This is a genomic window from Streptomyces sp. KL109B (genome assembly GCF_030766935.1).
Classification (GTDB): domain Bacteria; phylum Actinomycetota; class Actinomycetes; order Streptomycetales; family Streptomycetaceae; genus Streptomyces.
Genome location: NZ_JASERL010000003.1, coordinates 242,990 through 258,839 on the forward strand (window position 1 = coordinate 242,990; position 15,850 = coordinate 258,839).

Genomic DNA, 15,850 nt, shown 5'->3' on the forward strand with positions numbered 1-15,850 from the left:
CGGCGTTCGTCGGGGGCTCCGCCGGGATCCGGCGGGGCTCCGCGCGTCAGCTCACGTAACGCTTCAGTTCCCCGGTGTCGAGATCGAACCCGACGGGATCGGGCAACCGGACCCGCACGCCGAACAGCACCCGGTGCGCGTCCCGGTAGCCGCCGCCCTCCGGATCCGGGTCGCTGTGCACGGTCACCGAGGAGTCGTCCCGGTCGATCAGCAAATACACCGGGATACCGGCCTCCGCGTAGGCCTGCGGCTTCTCCACCCGGTCACGGGCATGAGTGTCGGAGTCGTACGACGTGATCTCGACCGCCATCAGGATGCCCTCGGCCTCCGCCCAGTCCTTCAGAGTGTCGATGAAGTGCCCGATCGGCGCGAGCACGGCGTCCGGCCGTGCACGCCCCTTGCGGTACGCCTCGGCCTTGATGCCCTGCACCGGATTGAGATCGAGCTCCGGCCTCGCCTGCATGCACTGCCGGATCAGCCACATGATGGCCGCGCCGTGCTTTCCGTCGGTCATCTTCTTGGCTCCGATCCGTCCCCCGATGAACTCCAGCCGGACGGTGTCGGACTCCTTGGCGGCGAAGTCCGAGATCGCCTCGAACTCCTCCACCGTCATCTGAGCCGCGTGCGAGGTGCGCTCTGCCATAACCGTCATCGTGCCCTCCTTTCCAGGCGGGCACCACTGTGACCGGGCGGGTGGGCGCGCGCCGCAGTAACGTCACAGCTCGACGTCGAGCCCCTCAAGCCCCCGGATCACGAAGTTCGGCTTGCGGTCCGGCTTCGACGCGAGGCGCAGCGTAGGCGCCTGCGTGAGCAACGCCCGCATGGATGCCGCGAGTTCGACGCGGGCGAGTGGGGCGCCGATACAGTAGTGGATGCCGGCCGAGAAGGAGATGTGGGGGTTGTCGGGGCGGGTCAGGTCGAGGCGGTCGGGTGTCTCGAACACCGTCGGGTCGTGGTTCGCGGAGCCGAAGAGGAGGGCGACCTCCGAGCCGACGGGGAGGGTCACTCCCGCCACCTCGGTCTCTTCCAGCACCCAGCGTTCGAAGAGCTGGAGCGGGGTGTCGTAGCGCATGAGTTCCTCGACGGCGGACGGTACGAGGCCGTGGTCGGCGCGCAGCGCCGCCAGCTGCTCGGGGTGCTGGAACAGCGCCCACCAGCCGTTCACGGTCGCGTTCACCGTGGCCTCGTGACCGGCGTTGAGGAGCAGCACGCACGTTGAGATCATTTCCTGCTCGGTGAGACGGCTGCCGTCCTCGTCATCGTGGGCGGCGATCAGGCCCGAGATCAGGTCGTCACCGGGACGAACACGGCGGGCGGCGATCAACTCCCGTAGGAAATCGGTGAATTCGCGGGACGCGGCGACCGCCGCGCGCGCCGTCTCCTCCGAAGGGTTCAGCTCGTACATTCCGCAGATCGCCGCCGACCAGGGGCGAAGGGGCGCCCGGTCGGACTCGGGGATGCCGAGCATCTCCGCGATGACCGCTACGGGGAGCGGCTCGGCGACCGCCGTCAGCAGGTCGCCGCCGCCGTCCGCGACGAGGCCCGCCACCAGTTCGTTCGCCAACTTCTCCACGTACGGCTGGAGCCCGCGCACCGTGCCCGGCGTGAACGCCTTCGAGACCAGGCGGCGGATGCGGGTGTGGTCCGGGGGTTCGAGGTCGAGCATGCCGTGGTCGTTGAGGGTGTGGAACGGCTCGTGCTCGGGCGGCGGGGCGGTGCGGCCGAAGTCCTCGTGGGCGTACCGGTGTTGGTAGGTGCGGCCGAGGCGGCGGTCGCGAAGGAGGGCCGATACGTCGGCGTGGTGCGGGATCAGGTACTGGTTCGAGGGCTCGTACCAGTGCACCCGGCCCGCCTCGCGCAGGGCGGCGTAGGCGGGGTACGGGTCGGCGACGAAGGCCGGTGACCAGGGGTCGAAGGCGGCGACATCCATGCCGGGACGTTAGTCCGGGTCACCCCGGCGTGACCAGACGTGCCTCGTACGCGAACACCGCCGCCTGCGTGCGGTCGCGCAGGCCCAGTTTCACCAGGACCCGGCTCACATGCGTCTTGATCGTCGACTCGGCGACGACGAGGCGTTCGGCGATCTCGCCGTTGGACAGGCCCTGCGCGATGAGGACGAGCACCTCCGTCTCGCGCTCGGTCAGCTCCCCGTGCGCGCCCGGCTGCCGGGCCGCCGGGTGTCGCGGCGCCTCGGACAGCTTGGCGAACTCGGTGATCAGACGGCGGGTCACGGTGGGCGCGAGGAGGGCCTCGCCGTTCGCCACCACGCGTACGCCGTCGGCGAGTTCGCGCGCGGAGGCGTCCTTGAGGAGGAAGCCGGAGGCGCCGGCCCGCAGCGCCTGGTAGACGTATTCGTCGAGGTCGAAGGTGGTCAGGACGAGGACCTTGGTGCCCGCGTCGGCCGGTTCCGTCGCGACGATCTCGCGGGTGGCCTCGATGCCGTTCAGCTCCGGCATGCGGATGTCCATCAGGACGACGTCGGGGCGGAGTTCGTGGACCTTGGTGATGGCCTCGGCGCCGTCGACCGCCTCGCCGACGACCTCGATGTCGGGCATCGCGTTCAGGAGGACCGAGAAGCCCTCGCGGACCATCATCTGGTCGTCGGCGACGAGGACCCTGATCACGCCTGCTCCTCGGGCTCGGGGGTGGTGGCCGCGCCGACCGGGATGAAGACGGTGACCTCGTAGCCGCCGTCGGCCGTCTCCCCCGCCGTCATCTCGCCGCCCAGCATGGACACGCGCTCGCGCATGCCGGTGATGCCGTGCCCGGCGCCGGGGCTGGGCTTGACCAGGCCGGTGCACGGGCCGTTCACGATCCGCAGGCCGAGGCCCCCGAGGACGTACGACACCTCGACGGCGGCCTGTGAACCGGGCGCGTGCCGCAGGGTGTTGCTGAGCGCCTCCTGCACGATCCGGTACGCCGACAGCTCGACGCCGGGCGGGAGCTCGCGGGCCGCGCCGGTCAGCGTCTTCGTGGCGGTCAGGCCGGCGTCCCGGACGTTCTCCAGGAGCTTGTCGAGGTCGGCGAGGGTGGGCTGCGGGGCGTCGGGGGCCTCGTAATCCTCCGCGCGTACGACGCCCAGGACACGGCGGAGTTCGGTGAGGGCCGCCACCGCGTTCTCGCGGATCGTGACGAAGGCCTGTTCCAGCTCCGGGGGCGGGTTCTCCACACGGTAGGGGGCGGCCTCCGCCTGGATGGCGACGACCGACATGTGGTGCGCCACCACGTCGTGCAGCTCGCGCGCGATGTTCGTGCGCTCTTCGAGGAGCGTACGCTTGTCGCGCTCGACGGCGGTGACCGTGCGCTCCTGCACGACCTCGCGCCGGGTGGCGCGGTTGACCTGGACGAGCGCCACGATCCCGACCCCGAGCCCCGACAGCACCGCCATCGGGACCGCGATGCCACCGTCGATGCCGCCGAAGAGCACCGCGGACAGCAGCGCGTACAGCGTGGACAGGGACCACATCCACGCCGCCGTACGCGGCCGGGTGCGGGCCGCGACCACCATCATCACGACCGTGTGGCCCAGGAGACTGCCGCCCGACCACGGGTAGAGGCCGTCGCTGGTCGCCCACACGAGGACCGGGGCCACCAGGAGCGAGAGCCACCAGGCGAGCACCGGGCGGATCAGGGTGAGCGCCACCGGGACCGACGCCATCAGCCCGGCGACGAGGGCGAAGGGGCCTTCGTCGATGGCGCCGTAGCTCGTCGCTCCCACGAACAGCGTGAGCGCGGCGAGTACGAGGACGACGGCGTGCGGCAGCAGCCCCAGGTGCTTGCGCGTCCCGTCGGGGAACTGCCGGGCCCACGGCCCGTCCGTGCCCGCGCGGGGCAGCGGCCGGTACGCGAGCACGCCGCGGAACAGGTCCTCGCGCAGCCCCCGCAGCGCCGACTTGGCGAGACTGAACTCGGGGCTGTGCTCGCGCGGCGCCCCGGAGATGGTGGTCGTGTCGGTCATGGCGTTCACGGTAGGACCGGGCGGAGGGGCGGCGCGTCCGTACGGAGGAGGGTTTGCGGGGGTCCGTCGGAAGGACTACGTGGGGCCACGGAGCGGCCCCCGGGCGGTCACCAGGCCAGTTGCGCGATCTCCTCCGCGACCACCGCGCAGGCGTCCGCCGCCGGGTCGATCGGCGGGAAGTGGCCGACCTCCTCCAGATACGTGACGCCCACGACCTCGCCCGCCTTCGCCGCCGCGTCCGCGTACGCCTCGGTCAGGGCGAAGGGGACGGTGGTGTCCGTGCGGCCCTGGACGACGGTCGTGGCGACACCGGTCGGCAGGAGTTCCACGGGGTCGGTGTACGGGCGCCGTTCGTCGAACAGACCCTTCGTACCGCCCAGGAGTTGGACGCAGGCGCCCGCGCACACGCCGAGTTCCTCGGCGAGCGTGAAGTCCGCGAGCGGGGCGAGGGCGACGACGCCGCGCAGCGCCGCCGAGTCCGGGGTGCGCCAGGGGGCGCCCTCCGGCAGTACGTGCCGGGCGGCGGCCCACAGCGCGAGGTGGCCGCCGGCCGAGTGCCCGGTGACGACGGTGCGGCGGGCGTCGGCGGAGGGGAGGTGCTCGGCGACGAGGGCGGGCATGGTGTCGAGCGCGTTCGCGACGTCGTCGAAGGTCTCCGGCCAGCGGCCGGCGATGGGGCCTTGGGCGTCCTGGTGGGGCAGCGAACTACCGCGCCGGTACTCGACGTTCGCGACGGCGAAACCACGTCGCGCCAGGAAGTCGCAGAACGGGCCCAGGTACGCCCTGTCGTACGGCGCCCGCCACGCGCCGCCGTGCAGGACCACGACCAGCGGGGCGGCGGTGGAGCCGTCCCTCGGGGCGTAGAAGTCGACGATCTGATCGGGGTGATCGCCGTACGCGGCGCTGACGTCCGGCGGCGCGGCGGGGTGCGAGAAGGCCGACGCCTCCTCCGCCTCCTCACGGGCGGCGCCGGACTTGTCGGGGTCTGGCATGCTCCAACCTCTCGACGTCGTGCGGAACTTGCGGGTTACGGGTATGCGGACGCTACCAGGCCCGTGACGTGCGTCAACACGCACAGTGACGGCACAAACGGTTCCTTTGTTCCGTTACCCTGGCCGCCATGACCAGTGACCCGGCGCGGCCGCCCGAACCCGGCACGCTGCGCCCCGGTGGGCGCACCGCGCGGGTGCGGGCCGCGGTGCTCGACGTGACGGGCGACGTCCTCGCGGAACAGGGCTTCGACCGGCTCGACCTCGCCGATGTGGCGCGGCGCGCGGACGTCGGCAAGACGACGGTGTACCGGCGGTGGGGTTCGCCCACGGGGCTCGTCGCGGACCTCCTCGACCAGATGGCGCGGGAGCCGCTTCCGCGCACCGAGACGGGGACGCTCCGCGGGGATCTGGTGGCCAACGCGCGTCTTGTGCAACGTACGTTGGCGGATCGGCGGCAGGGGGCGCTGTTCCGGGCGGTGATCGCGGCGGCGGCGTGTGACGCGCGTGCGGCGGATGCGCTCGCGCGCTTCTACGCGGTGCGGGTGGCGGAGTGGGCCCCCTGCGTGGAACAGGCGGTGTCCCGCGGCGAATTGCCTCCCGGCACGTCCCCCTCCGAGGTCATCCGCGCCGTCTCGGCCCCCCTCTACTACCACCTCCTCACCACCGGCACCGCCCCCACGGACACCGACGCGTGCCGCTCCGCGGAGGCGGTGGTGGTGGCGGCCGTGGCCGGGGTGTACGTCGTCGCGTAGCGCGGCGACGGGGTTGGTGAACCGGTGCCGGGGGGTGTGAACCGGTGCCGGGGCGGGCTCGTGGTGTTGGGCGCGGCGCCCCGGGGTTCCCGGCTGCGCCGGGAGCGGCGCTTCTGGTGCTGGGCGCGCTGCCCCGGAGTTCCCGGCTGCGCCGGGGCGGGCTCGTGGTGCTGGGCGCGCTGCCCCGGGGGCGGTGCTTCCCGGGGTCGGCGCCCACTCTTTAGGGCACGCCGCACCGGGGGCCGCCTTGCCCACCCTGCCGCCCAAGGCGGCAGATTGCCCAAGGCGGGTGCGGCCGACCGCAATGGGTGGGGAGCCGTGGTTTGGCGGCAGATCACCCGAGGCGGGCGCGGCCCACCGCAACGGGCCGGGAGCCGTGGTTTGGCGGCAGATTGCCCGAGGCGGGTGCGGCCGACCGCAATGGGTGGGGAGCCGTGGTTTGGGGGCAGATTGCCCGAGGCGGGTGCGGCCCGCCGCAACGGGCCGGGAGCCGTGGTTTGGCGGCAGATCGCCCAAGGCGGTGCGGCCCGCCGCAACGGGCCGGGAGCCGGGCTCGGCGGCAGATCGCCCAAGGCGGTGCGGCTCACCGTGGGGCCGACGCCCCCGGAGGGGGCGGGTGGGTGGGAGATGGGCGGGGCGCCCCAAGGGGCGGTCGAGGTGACCCGCTTCAGGCCCCGTCGGCGATTGATGCGCGTCGGCCCCGGGTGGGCAATTCAAGCCCCGCCGTCGGACGATAGCCCGCGGGTGCCGGGGCGGAGGCCCGTGGGTGTAACCCCGGACCCGGTGTTACGGGAGTTCGTGGGAGAGGGAGCGCGCCGCGCGTTCCACGTCCGCGTAGGAGAGGTACAGCGGCGTGAAGCCGAAGCGGAGGATGTCGGGGGCGCGGAAGTCACCGACGACGCCGCCCGCGATCAGCCGCCGCATCACGTCATCCGCGTCAACGCACCGCAACGCCACCTGACTCCCCCGCTCCCCGTGCGGCCCCGGCGTCACCGACTCCACCCGCCCCCCGGGAACGTACGCCTCGACACACTCGAGGAAGAAGTCCGTCAGGGCGAGGGACTTGGCGCGGACCGACTCGACGGAGACGTCAGGGCGCGCCCACACTTCCAGCGCCGCCTCCAACGCCAGCATCGACAGAATGTCCGGCGTCCCGACCCGCCCCCGTACGACCCCATCCGCGGCCTCGTACTCGGAACGCATCCCGAACGGTTCGGCGTGCGAGTTCCACCCGGGCAGCGGCGAGTCGAAGGCCGCCTGGTGCGCGCGCCGCACGTACAGGTAGGCGGGCGAACCCGGCCCCCCGTTCAGGAACTTGTACGTGCAGCCGACCGCCAGGTCGACCCCGTGTTCGTCGAGCCCGACCGGCAACGCCCCCGCGCTGTGGCACAGGTCCCACACCGAGACCGCCCCCGCGGCGCGGACCGCCGCCGTCAGCGCCAGCAGGTCGTGCAGCCGACCGGTCCGGTAGTCGACGTGGTTGAGGAGCACCGCCGCCGTACGCGACGAGACCTCCCCCGGTACCGCTCCCGGTTCCACGGCCCGTACCGAACACCCCGTCATCCGGCCCGCCGACGCGGCGATGTACCCGTCCGTGGGGAACGTCGCGGCATCGACGAGGATCTCGTCGCGCCCCTCCCCCGCGAGCCGCACCGCACCCACAAGTGCCTTGAAGACATTGACACTTGTGGAGTCGCCGACCACGACCTGCCCGGCCGCCGCACCCACCAGCGGCGCGATGAGATCGCCGATCCGCTCGGGCGCGGTCCACCACCCGGACTCCGTCCAGGACCGGATCCGCAGCTCGCCCCACTGCCGCCGTACGACGTCCTCGACCCGCCCCGGCACGTTCGCCGGCAGCGCGCCCAGCGAGTTCCCGTCGAGGTACACGACGTCGTCGTCGAGGACGAAGTCGCCGCGTACGCCCGCGAGTTCGTCCTTCGCGTCCAGCTCGCGCGCCCGCTCGTACAGATCAGACATGGGACCTCGCCGTCCACAGCTCGGGGAACACGTTCTTGCCTGCCCGCTTCTCCAGCCACGCCACACCGGCGGAGCCACCCGTGCCCGCCTTCGCGCCCATGGCGCGCCGCGTGGCCACCAGATGGTCGTTCCGCCAGCGCCACACCAGCTCGGCGACGTCCGTCAACGCCTCGCCCAGACGCGCGAGTTCGTCGTTCTCGTCGCCCGCGTAGAGGCGCGTCCACACCGCCTCGACCTCCGGCGACGGCTCGTACTTCTTCGACACGTCACGGTCGAGGACGGCGCGCGGCACCGGGTGTCCGCGCCGGTAGAGCAGCCGCAGCACCTCGTCGTACAGGCTCGGCTCGTGCAGCGCCTTCTTCAGCTCGGCGTGCACCCGGGGCGCGCCGCGGTGCGGCACCAGCATCGACGCCGACTTCTCGCCGAGCAGGAACTCCATGCGCCGGTACATCGCCGACTGGAAGCCGGAGCCGTCGCCGAGCGCGGAGCGGTAGGAGTTGAACTGGGCGGGGGTGAGCCGGCCGAGCGGCCGCCACGAGGCGTTGAGCGCGTCCAGTTCGTGGACGGACCGTTTCAGCGCCGCGATCGCCGTCGGTACGTCGTCGCTGCCGAGGGCGGTGGCCGCCGTCTCCCACTCGTGCACGATGACGGTGAACCACAGCTCCATGACCTGCGTGGTGACGAGGAAGACCATCTCGCCGGGATCGTCCGAGCGCGGCTGCTGGAGGTGGGTGAGGACGTCGGCCTGGACGTAGTCCTCGTAGGGCGTGGTGCCCGCGAAGTCGAGATGCGGGGTGGCAGGCGCCTCGGTGTCGCGACCCGCGTCGTGATCCGTGTCGTGATCCGCGTCGTGGGACATCGCTGTCTCCTGTTTTGTACTCCGGGTAGCGGTCCGCCCTGCCGTTACCGGCACGGGGCCCCGGTCCCCGCCTGCATCCTCCGCAATCGTCCCCGGAAACGGCAAGGCCCGCCTGGTCACAATGACCGGCGGGCCGCACCGCGACGGAAAGTCTCAGGTCAGCGTCTGCGCCGCCGTCTCCGAAGAGTCCTTGAGGAACTGCGTGCAGCGCTCGTACTCCTCCTGCTCACCGATCTCGCCCGCGGCCCGCGCGAGGGCGTGCAGCGCGCGCAGGAAGCCGCGGTTGGGCTCGTGCTCCCACGGCACCGGGCCGTGGCCCTTCCAGCCGCTGCGGCGCAGCGAGTCGAGGCCGCGGTGGTAGCCGGTGCGGGCGTAGGCGTACGACTCGACGACGCTGCCGCGCTGGTACGCGTCGTCGGCGAGCTGCGCCCAGGCGAGCGAGGAGGTCGGGTACTTCGCGGCGACGTCCGCCGGGGCCGTGCCGGTCGCGAGCAGCTCGCGGGGCTCCGGGTCGTCCGGGAGCTCGGTCGGGGGCGGACCGCCGAGGAGGTTCTCGTGAAGGTTCATGGGGTCAAGTGTGCCGCGCCCGGCCGGCGACCTGTCGAGTGCCCCGGTGACACATTCGACGGGCCCGGCTCCCCGAAGGGAACCGGGCCCGTACACGTGCTGAAGTGCCTTACTTGATCTTCGTACCCGTCGAGCGCAGGTTCTCGCAGGCCTGGACGATGCGGGCGGTCATGCTCGCCTCGGCCTTCTTGCCCCACACGCGCGGGTCGTACGTCTTCTTGTTGCCGACCTCGCCGTCGACCTTCAGGACGCCGTCGTAGTTCTCGAACATGTGGCCGGCGATGGGCCGCGTGAAGGCGTACTGGGTGTCGGTGTCGAGGTTCATCTTCACGACGCCGTTCTCAAGCGCGGTGGTGATCTCCTCGACCGTGGAGCCGGAGCCGCCGTGGAAGACGAAGTCGAACGGCTTCGAGCCGGCCGGCTGCCCGTACTTCGCGGCGACGCCCTCGTTCAGCTCCTTGAGCAGGTCGGGGCGGAGCACGACGTTGCCCGGCTTGTAGACGCCGTGCACGTTGCCGAAGGACGCGGCCAGCAGGTAGCGGCCCTTCTCGCCCAGGCCGAGGGCCTCGGCGGTGCGCAGCGCGTCGTCGACGGTCGTGTAGAGGTTGTCGTTGATCTCGTGCGAGACGCCGTCCTCCTCACCGCCGGTCGGGGTGATCTCGATCTCGAGGATGATGTTCGCGGCCTTGGCCTTGGCGAGCAGCTCCTGCGCGATCGTGAGGTTGTCGGAGAGCGTCTCCGCCGAGCCGTCCCACATGTGGGACTGGAACAGCGGCAGGCCGCCGGCCTCGACGCGCTTCTGCGAGATCGCGAGCAGCGGGCGTACGTAGCCGTCCAGCTTGCCCTTGGGGCAGTGGTCGGTGTGCAGCGCGATCTTGTTGCCGTAGCGGGCGGCCGCGACGTGCGCGAACTCGGCGAGCGCTTCGGCGCCGACGACCATGTCCTTGACGCCCTGGCCCGAGAGGTACTCGGCGCCACCGGTGGAGATCTGGATGATGCCGTCGGACTCGGCCTCGGCGAAGCCCTGCAGCGCGGCGTTCAGGGTCTGCGTCGACGAGACGTTGATGGCCGGGTAGGCGAACTTCCCCGCCTTGGCCCGGTCGAGCATCTCGTTGTACTGGTCCGGGGTTGCGATGGCCATCTGCCGTCTCCTCGTAAAGCGCGGGTTGCGGGGCTCGGGTTGTCGTTCTCGGTGGTTCTGGTGACCCTCACCAAGCGTCAAAGGGGTGACATCATCGTCGACCCCATCTTTCCAGACTTGCGCGAATGCTCTAGTCCAGACCGAGCTCGTCCTTCGAGAAGGCGAAGAGGTACGGCACCCCGGCACCCTCGGTGATCTTCTCGGCGGCGCCGGTGGCCCGGTCCACGATGGTCGCGACGGCGACGACCTCGGCCCCGGCCTCGCGCACCGCCTGCACGGCCTCCAGCGGGGAACCGCCGGTGGTGGACGTGTCCTCGACGACGAGCACGCGGCGCCCCTTGATGTCCGGGCCCTCCACGCGCTTCTGCAGGCCGTGCGCCTTGGCGGCCTTGCGGACGACGAACGCGTCTAGGCGCTGCCCGCGCCCGGCGGCGGCGTGCAGCATCGCGCCGGCGACCGGGTCGGCGCCCATGGTGAGGCCGCCGACCGCGTCGAAGTCGAGGCCGTGCTCGGCGGTCAGGTCGAGGAGCACCTCGCCGACCAGCGGGGCGGCCTCGCCGTCGAGGGTGACGCGGCGCAGGTCGACGTAGTAGTCGGCCTCGATGCCGGAGGAGAGCGTCACCTTGCCGTGCACCACGGCCTTGTTCTTGATCTGCGTCAGCAGCGCGTCGCGCACGTCGTTCGTCGTCATGCCTACGAGCTTAGATGTGGGTCCAGGTCCACGTGGTGCGGGCCTCCAGCGGTTCCACCGGGGTGACCAGGCGGGGCGCGGTGTTGAGCCCGTTCGGCGGCCCGGTCTGCGGTTCCACGCAGACGGCCGCGTCCTGCTCGTCGTACACGACGACCCACTGCTCGGGGCTGGTCACCTCGACCCGGAGGGCGCCCGGCCAGGACAGCGTGACGTCGACGCCGTCGGGCATCCCGAAGCAGTCGTCCCAGGGGCCGGGGGTGGCCTCGACGCGCTTGCCGGTCGGCAGGTGGTCGGTGCCGCGCTCCTCCTGCCAGGCCGGGTCGAAGGCGATCTGTACGCCGCTGCCGCCGTCGGTGATGGTCCGGTTGAACCAGGGGTGCCAGCCGGCCTGCGCGGGGAACGAGTCGCCGTACGTCTCGATGCCGAGGGAGAGGGTCAGCGAGTCCTCGGTGAGCGAGACGAGCTGGGTGACGCGGCCGCTGTACGGCCAGGGGTCGGTGAGGTCGTACGTGAAGACGGCCTCGGTGCGGGTCTCGCGGGCGGTGGTCCACTCGGCGTTCCGGCCGAAGCCGTGGATGGCGTGCGGCGGGGAGTTCAGCGGCATCTGGTGCACGTTGCCGCCGTCCCGGAACCGGCCGTCCCTGATGCGGCCGCACCACGGCACCATCGGGAAGCAGCCGTACTTCTCGCCCTGGCGGAGCAGTTCGGTGCCGGAGATCTTCAGGCTGCTGATACGGCAGCCGTTGCCCGGCGCCACGGTCACTTCCGCGTCGCCCGCGGTCAGCGTCGTTTCCTGTGTCGTCACGGGTCCCGAGCCTATGCGGGGTGGGGCTATCGGCGCCTGCGCAGGGCCCGGCCGACGACGATCGCCGAGGCGAGGGCGAGGGCCGCGGCGGGGGCGGCCCAGCGGAGTGTGGCGCTGGTCGTGACGCCTTCGGGGGCGGGTACGGGGGCGTAGCGGCCGCGCGGCGGGGCGTGGTCGACCTCTTCCGCGCTGCGGCCGATCATGGTGCGGCGGGCGTGCGCGGCGGCGGGCTCCGCCGGGAGGTCGGAGCCAGGCAGATCAAGCCCCTGCGGCGGCAGATCAAGCCCCTGCGGCGATTGAGCAGCGGGGTCCGGGGCAGAGCCCCGAGGCGTGTCGGCGGCGGCTGCCGTACCAGTGTCATCGGCGTCACCGCCGGAGGCCTCGTCGGGGTCCGAGCCCGGTTCCTGGCCGGTGGCTCCGAGGTTCCCCGCGAAACGGTTCAGCAGGCGGTGGGCGGCCGATTCCACGGCCTCGCGCGGCAGTTCCGTGACCCGGCCGTCGGCGGAGCCGGTGCCGGAGAAGGTGACGGCGGAGCCGCCGGCCGCCGCGGCGACGCGGGCGGTCAGGGCGAACTTCACGCCTCCGCTGCCGCGGGCCTCGGTGGCGTCGCCCGTCATGGCGAAGGAGCCGTCGGCGGACTGGGTGACGGTGACGCTGCCGCGGTACGTGATGGTGTGTCCGCCGATGCGTACCTTCAGGCGGCCTCCGGTGCCGGAGGCGTCGCGTTGGTAGCCGGGTAGGGCGCGGTCGACGCGTTGGGGGTCGCAGAGCACCGCCCGCAGGGACTCCGCCGGAACCGGAACGAACACCTCATGCTCCATGTCGCCGAGCCTAGCGACCCCGCCGCACACGTGTCCCCCCTTCGCGGCCCCCCTTTCCACTTTCCACCACCCCCCGACCCCCTACGCCACGGGGCTCCGCCCCGGACCCCGCGCCTCAAACGCCGGCGGGGCTGGAAAAGACCGGGGCTCCGCCCCGTACCCCGCTGCTCAAGCGCCGCAGGGGCTTGAGGTGCTAACCCGTCCGCGTAGGGCACCACCCATCTCCCACCCACCCGCCCCCTCCAGGGGCGTCGGCCCCACGGGGACCGCAACCGCCTTGGGCAATCTGCCGCCTTGGGCGGCAGGGTGGGCAAGGCGGCGCCCGGTGCGGGGCGCGTCAACGGCAGGCGTCGGCCACGGCACCCGGTCCCAGACCCCGGTGCCGCGCACCCGCTAGTCGCCGAAGCGGGGATGCACCAACGTCGACGGGGCCGTGCCGGAGGCAGGGTGGACCGCGGCGGCGCCCGGTGGGACGCGGGGGCGGGACCAGCTCGCCAGGACGTAGCCCGCCGCATCGGCGCCGCGATACGCCACCTCCCGCAACCCCGCGGAGCGCACCGTCACCGCAGCCGTCCGCAACGACGCATCACCCCCACCCACCCGCACCACCACTCGCCCCCGCTCCGCGAGGACCCGGCCCACCAAACCGTAGAACTCCTGCGAGTACAGCTTCGTGCTCGCCGTGCTGCCGGGATCCGGCAGATCGCACACCACCACGTCGTAGGGAAGAGCCCGCGGTGCGCCCCGGAGCCAGGCGAACACGTCCGCCGTCACCACCCGCACCCGAGGATCCGACAACGCCCGCCCGTTCAGCTCGCTCAGCCCCGGATCGGTTCGCGCGAGCCGCACCACCTCCGGATCCGGGTCGACCACGTCGACCCTCCGCACCCCGCGGTGCCGCAACGCCTCCCGCGCCGCGAGCCCGTCACCCCCACCGAGGACGAGGACCCGCGCCCGCGGCCCCCCGCGCAGCGCGGCCCCGGCGAACTCCGCCTGCCCGCCGCCCGGTTCCCGCCCGTCCGCCCGCAAACGGCCGTCCAGGTACAGGGCCGCGGGGCGCCGCCCACCGCCCGTGAGCACGACCTCCTGCACCCCGCTCTGCACGGCGATCCGCACATGCGCCCCGAACAGGGCGTGCCGCGCCGCCCGTTCGAAGTCGTCGACGAGCACCCAGGACGTGGCGAGCACGCCGAGTACCGTGACGTTGGCGACGACCAGCAGCCAGCGGGCGCGGCGGCTCAGGTCCCGGCGGAACAGTCCGAGGACGAGGACCGCGCCAGCCACCGCGTTGATCGCCCCCGTGAGCAGCGCCCCCGTCAGTTGCCCGAGCAGCGGCAGGAGCAGGAAGGGGAAGGCGAGGCCGCCGACCAGCGCGCCCACGTAGTCCGCCGCGAACAGGTCCGCCACCGCGCCGCCCGCGTCCTGCCGTCTGATCCGCTGGATCAGCACCATGAGCAGGGGGACTTCCGCGCCGATCAGGACGCCGATGGCCAGCGAGAACGCGACGAGCAGCCAGCGCGGCCCGTCCACCCAGGCCCCGCCCCAGTCCCCGGTCCACGCGAACACCGCGTACAGCGCTATCGCGCTGCAGCCGCCGACGAGCGCGAGCAGCGATTCGATCATCCCGAAGCCGACCGCGGCCCGCAGCCGCAGCCGCTTGGCGGCGAGCGAACCGAGGCCCATCGCGAAGACCATGACGGAGAGCACGACGGAGGCCTGGGTGACGGAGTCGCCCATCAAGTACGAGGCGAGCGCCACCAGTTCGAGTTCGTAGACGAGCCCGCAGGCCGCGCAGATGAAGACGCCGACCAGGACGAGGAAGCGGGCCGTGCCCGGTCTCACCGGCAGCGGCGTCCGGACCGGGCCGCCCCAGGGCCGGGGAGCCTCGGGGCCTCCGGGCGGTGCGGGCGGGTGCGGTTCGATCACGCCTGGAACGCTACGTCACCGTCCAACTCCGACCGGTCACCCACACGTGTGGAACCCGGGTCCCGCAGGCATAACGCGAACACAACGATGAGCTGTCCACCCTCGACCCCGGCCCCGGCACACCACTCACAGCGCCGCCGCCAACGGCATCCGCGCCCCCACCCTCGTACGAGTGGCGACCAGTTGGCCGTCCTGCGGGTAGGCGTGCCAGGTGCGCCAGTGCACCTGGCCCTCGTGCCGCTGCGCGAGCATCGCGGTGAAGGCGTACGGGCTGCCGGGGAAGACGCCCGCGAGGCCGTTCGGATGGTCGGCGACGAGGGCGAGCAATTCCTGTGCGCGGCCCGCGAATTGACCCGCCGTCAAATGTTCGACGCGGGCCGCGAATTCGTACTCCCAGTCGCCGAGGCGCTTGGCGACGCCCAGCGGGAGCGGGGTGCTGCTGCCGGGGATGCACGCCACGGTCTCCGAACAGCTGCCGCGCTCCTCCTCTAGCAGCACCTGGTGAGAGGCGCCGAGCAGTCTCAACTGGAGCTTCGCGTCGTTGATTTCGAGGTCGAGGGCGGCGAGGGCGGGCAGTGGCTCGCGGCCCAGGGCCCAGGCCAGATCGGCCGCACTCGTATCGCTGTAGGCAGTGTTCAGGGTCGTGAGCATGGGTCGGCTCCGCTAGCACGCAAAGGGAGGTGGGGCCGGCTGAGTCGAAGGGCCGGCTCGGGCCCACGCGAACGCGGTAACTGCGTAGTACGAGGGCTGCGTTGACGGTTAAAGGGAATCATGGGGGGTGGCGCCGCCACAGCGTTTTTACCCAACTTCGGAGGGTTTCCATCCCCCCGAGGGCAGCTCAGCTCAACTGTTCAACTTCCACGACCATCTTTCGCGCCCGGCGCACACCCTCCGGGGGCGCAACCGGACAAACGTGCGGCCCACGCGGACCGACTGCCCCGTGTCAGTCGCCTCCGCGCGGGCCGCACCCCCCGGACGCGGCGCGTCAGCTTCCGCCGCCGCCGCAGCCGCCACCGCCGCCACCGCACGACGAGCCGCCTCCGCAGGAGGAGCCGCCGCACGACGAGCCGCCGTGATGTCCACCGGAGTCACCGGACGAGCAGCCGCCGCCACCGCCCGCGCCGCCACCACCCGCGGCGCCGCCGGCCCACCAGCTGCCCCGGCCGGCCCGGTTCTTCTTCTTGAGCGAGGTGCTGGGCGCGCCGCTGCCGCCCGCCTTGGCCGTTCCGATCACGATCGCGACTACCAGCGCGATGAAGAGCACGATGACGAAGGTCCCCATCACCGGTCCTCCTTTCTCTTCCCCCGAACCCCCGCGGTCCCCCGAGGGGCCGCCCCGAGCGGGCGTGACAGGGGGA

At 72.3% G+C, this 15,850-nt stretch carries 16 protein-coding genes; 1 reads left to right on the forward strand and 15 read right to left on the reverse strand.

The annotated features are described in order from the left end of the window. Positions 1–46 precede the first annotated feature (46 nt). From RBJ65_RS12405 to RBJ65_RS12425, 5 genes are all read right to left on the reverse strand, one after another. The gene (locus RBJ65_RS12405) at positions 47–652 is read right to left on the reverse strand and encodes a Uma2 family endonuclease (RefSeq protein WP_306318438.1); all 606 of its coding nucleotides are present in this window, start codon (positions 650–652) and stop codon (positions 47–49) included. A gap of 63 nt (positions 653–715) precedes the next feature. After that, a complete protein-coding gene (locus tag RBJ65_RS12410; protein WP_306318437.1) occupies positions 716–1,930 on the reverse strand; it encodes a cytochrome P450 in 1,215 nt (404 codons plus the stop codon). Between the two features lie 19 nt (positions 1,931–1,949). Beyond that, positions 1,950–2,624, reverse strand: coding sequence for a response regulator transcription factor (locus RBJ65_RS12415; protein ID WP_306318436.1), 675 nt, complete (start codon positions 2,622–2,624; stop codon positions 1,950–1,952). Next, the gene (locus RBJ65_RS12420) at positions 2,621–3,958 is read right to left on the reverse strand and encodes a sensor histidine kinase (protein WP_306318435.1); all 1,338 of its coding nucleotides are present in this window, start codon (positions 3,956–3,958) and stop codon (positions 2,621–2,623) included. Before RBJ65_RS12420 ends, RBJ65_RS12415 begins: the two co-directional genes overlap by 4 nt. Before the next feature lie 107 nt (positions 3,959–4,065). Then, positions 4,066–4,950 (reverse strand): alpha/beta hydrolase, encoded by an 885-nt coding sequence (locus RBJ65_RS12425; protein WP_306318434.1) that lies wholly within the window; start codon positions 4,948–4,950, stop codon positions 4,066–4,068. Positions 4,951–5,078: 128 nt separating this feature from the next. Here RBJ65_RS12425 and RBJ65_RS12430 point away from each other — a divergent pair, with 128 nt between their 5' ends. Continuing rightward, on the forward strand, positions 5,079–5,702 hold the full coding sequence (locus tag RBJ65_RS12430; protein ID WP_306318433.1) for a TetR/AcrR family transcriptional regulator: 624 nt from the start codon (positions 5,079–5,081) through the stop codon (positions 5,700–5,702). Between the two features lie 786 nt (positions 5,703–6,488). Here RBJ65_RS12430 and kynU read toward each other — a convergent pair. The 10 genes from kynU to RBJ65_RS12480 all read right to left on the reverse strand — a co-directional run bounded on the left by kynU (position 6,489) and on the right by RBJ65_RS12480 (position 15,774). After that, the gene (gene kynU / locus RBJ65_RS12435; protein WP_306318432.1) at positions 6,489–7,682 is read right to left on the reverse strand and encodes a kynureninase; all 1,194 of its coding nucleotides are present in this window, start codon (positions 7,680–7,682) and stop codon (positions 6,489–6,491) included. Further along, on the reverse strand, positions 7,675–8,541 hold the full coding sequence (locus RBJ65_RS12440) for a tryptophan 2,3-dioxygenase family protein (RefSeq protein WP_306318431.1): 867 nt from the start codon (positions 8,539–8,541) through the stop codon (positions 7,675–7,677). The genes kynU and RBJ65_RS12440 overlap by 8 nt, the downstream gene beginning before the upstream one ends. A gap of 153 nt (positions 8,542–8,694) precedes the next feature. Then, complete coding sequence (locus RBJ65_RS12445; RefSeq protein ID WP_306318430.1) at positions 8,695–9,108, reverse strand: DUF3151 domain-containing protein; 414 nt, start codon at positions 9,106–9,108, stop codon at positions 8,695–8,697. Positions 9,109–9,217: 109 nt separating this feature from the next. Next, the gene (fbaA, locus tag RBJ65_RS12450; protein ID WP_306318429.1) at positions 9,218–10,249 is read right to left on the reverse strand and encodes a class II fructose-bisphosphate aldolase; all 1,032 of its coding nucleotides are present in this window, start codon (positions 10,247–10,249) and stop codon (positions 9,218–9,220) included. Between the two features lie 130 nt (positions 10,250–10,379). Continuing rightward, the gene (pyrE, locus tag RBJ65_RS12455; RefSeq protein ID WP_306318428.1) at positions 10,380–10,940 is read right to left on the reverse strand and encodes an orotate phosphoribosyltransferase; all 561 of its coding nucleotides are present in this window, start codon (positions 10,938–10,940) and stop codon (positions 10,380–10,382) included. A gap of 10 nt (positions 10,941–10,950) precedes the next feature. Continuing rightward, positions 10,951–11,745, reverse strand: coding sequence for an aldose 1-epimerase (locus tag RBJ65_RS12460; RefSeq protein WP_306318427.1), 795 nt, complete (start codon positions 11,743–11,745; stop codon positions 10,951–10,953). A gap of 26 nt (positions 11,746–11,771) precedes the next feature. After that, positions 11,772–12,566: an SRPBCC family protein gene (locus RBJ65_RS12465; protein WP_306318426.1), complete on the reverse strand. Its 795-nt coding sequence runs from the start codon at positions 12,564–12,566 to the stop codon at positions 11,772–11,774. 393 nt (positions 12,567–12,959) lie between these two features. Next, positions 12,960–14,492 (reverse strand): polyamine aminopropyltransferase, encoded by a 1,533-nt coding sequence (locus RBJ65_RS12470; RefSeq protein WP_306318425.1) that lies wholly within the window; start codon positions 14,490–14,492, stop codon positions 12,960–12,962. A 126-nt stretch (positions 14,493–14,618) separates the two neighbouring features. Next, positions 14,619–15,143, reverse strand: coding sequence for a DUF2617 family protein (locus RBJ65_RS12475; protein ID WP_306318424.1), 525 nt, complete (start codon positions 15,141–15,143; stop codon positions 14,619–14,621). Positions 15,144–15,477: 334 nt separating this feature from the next. Next, a complete protein-coding gene (locus RBJ65_RS12480; protein ID WP_306318423.1) occupies positions 15,478–15,774 on the reverse strand; it encodes a hypothetical protein in 297 nt (98 codons plus the stop codon). Between the last annotated feature and the right edge of the window lie 76 nt (positions 15,775–15,850).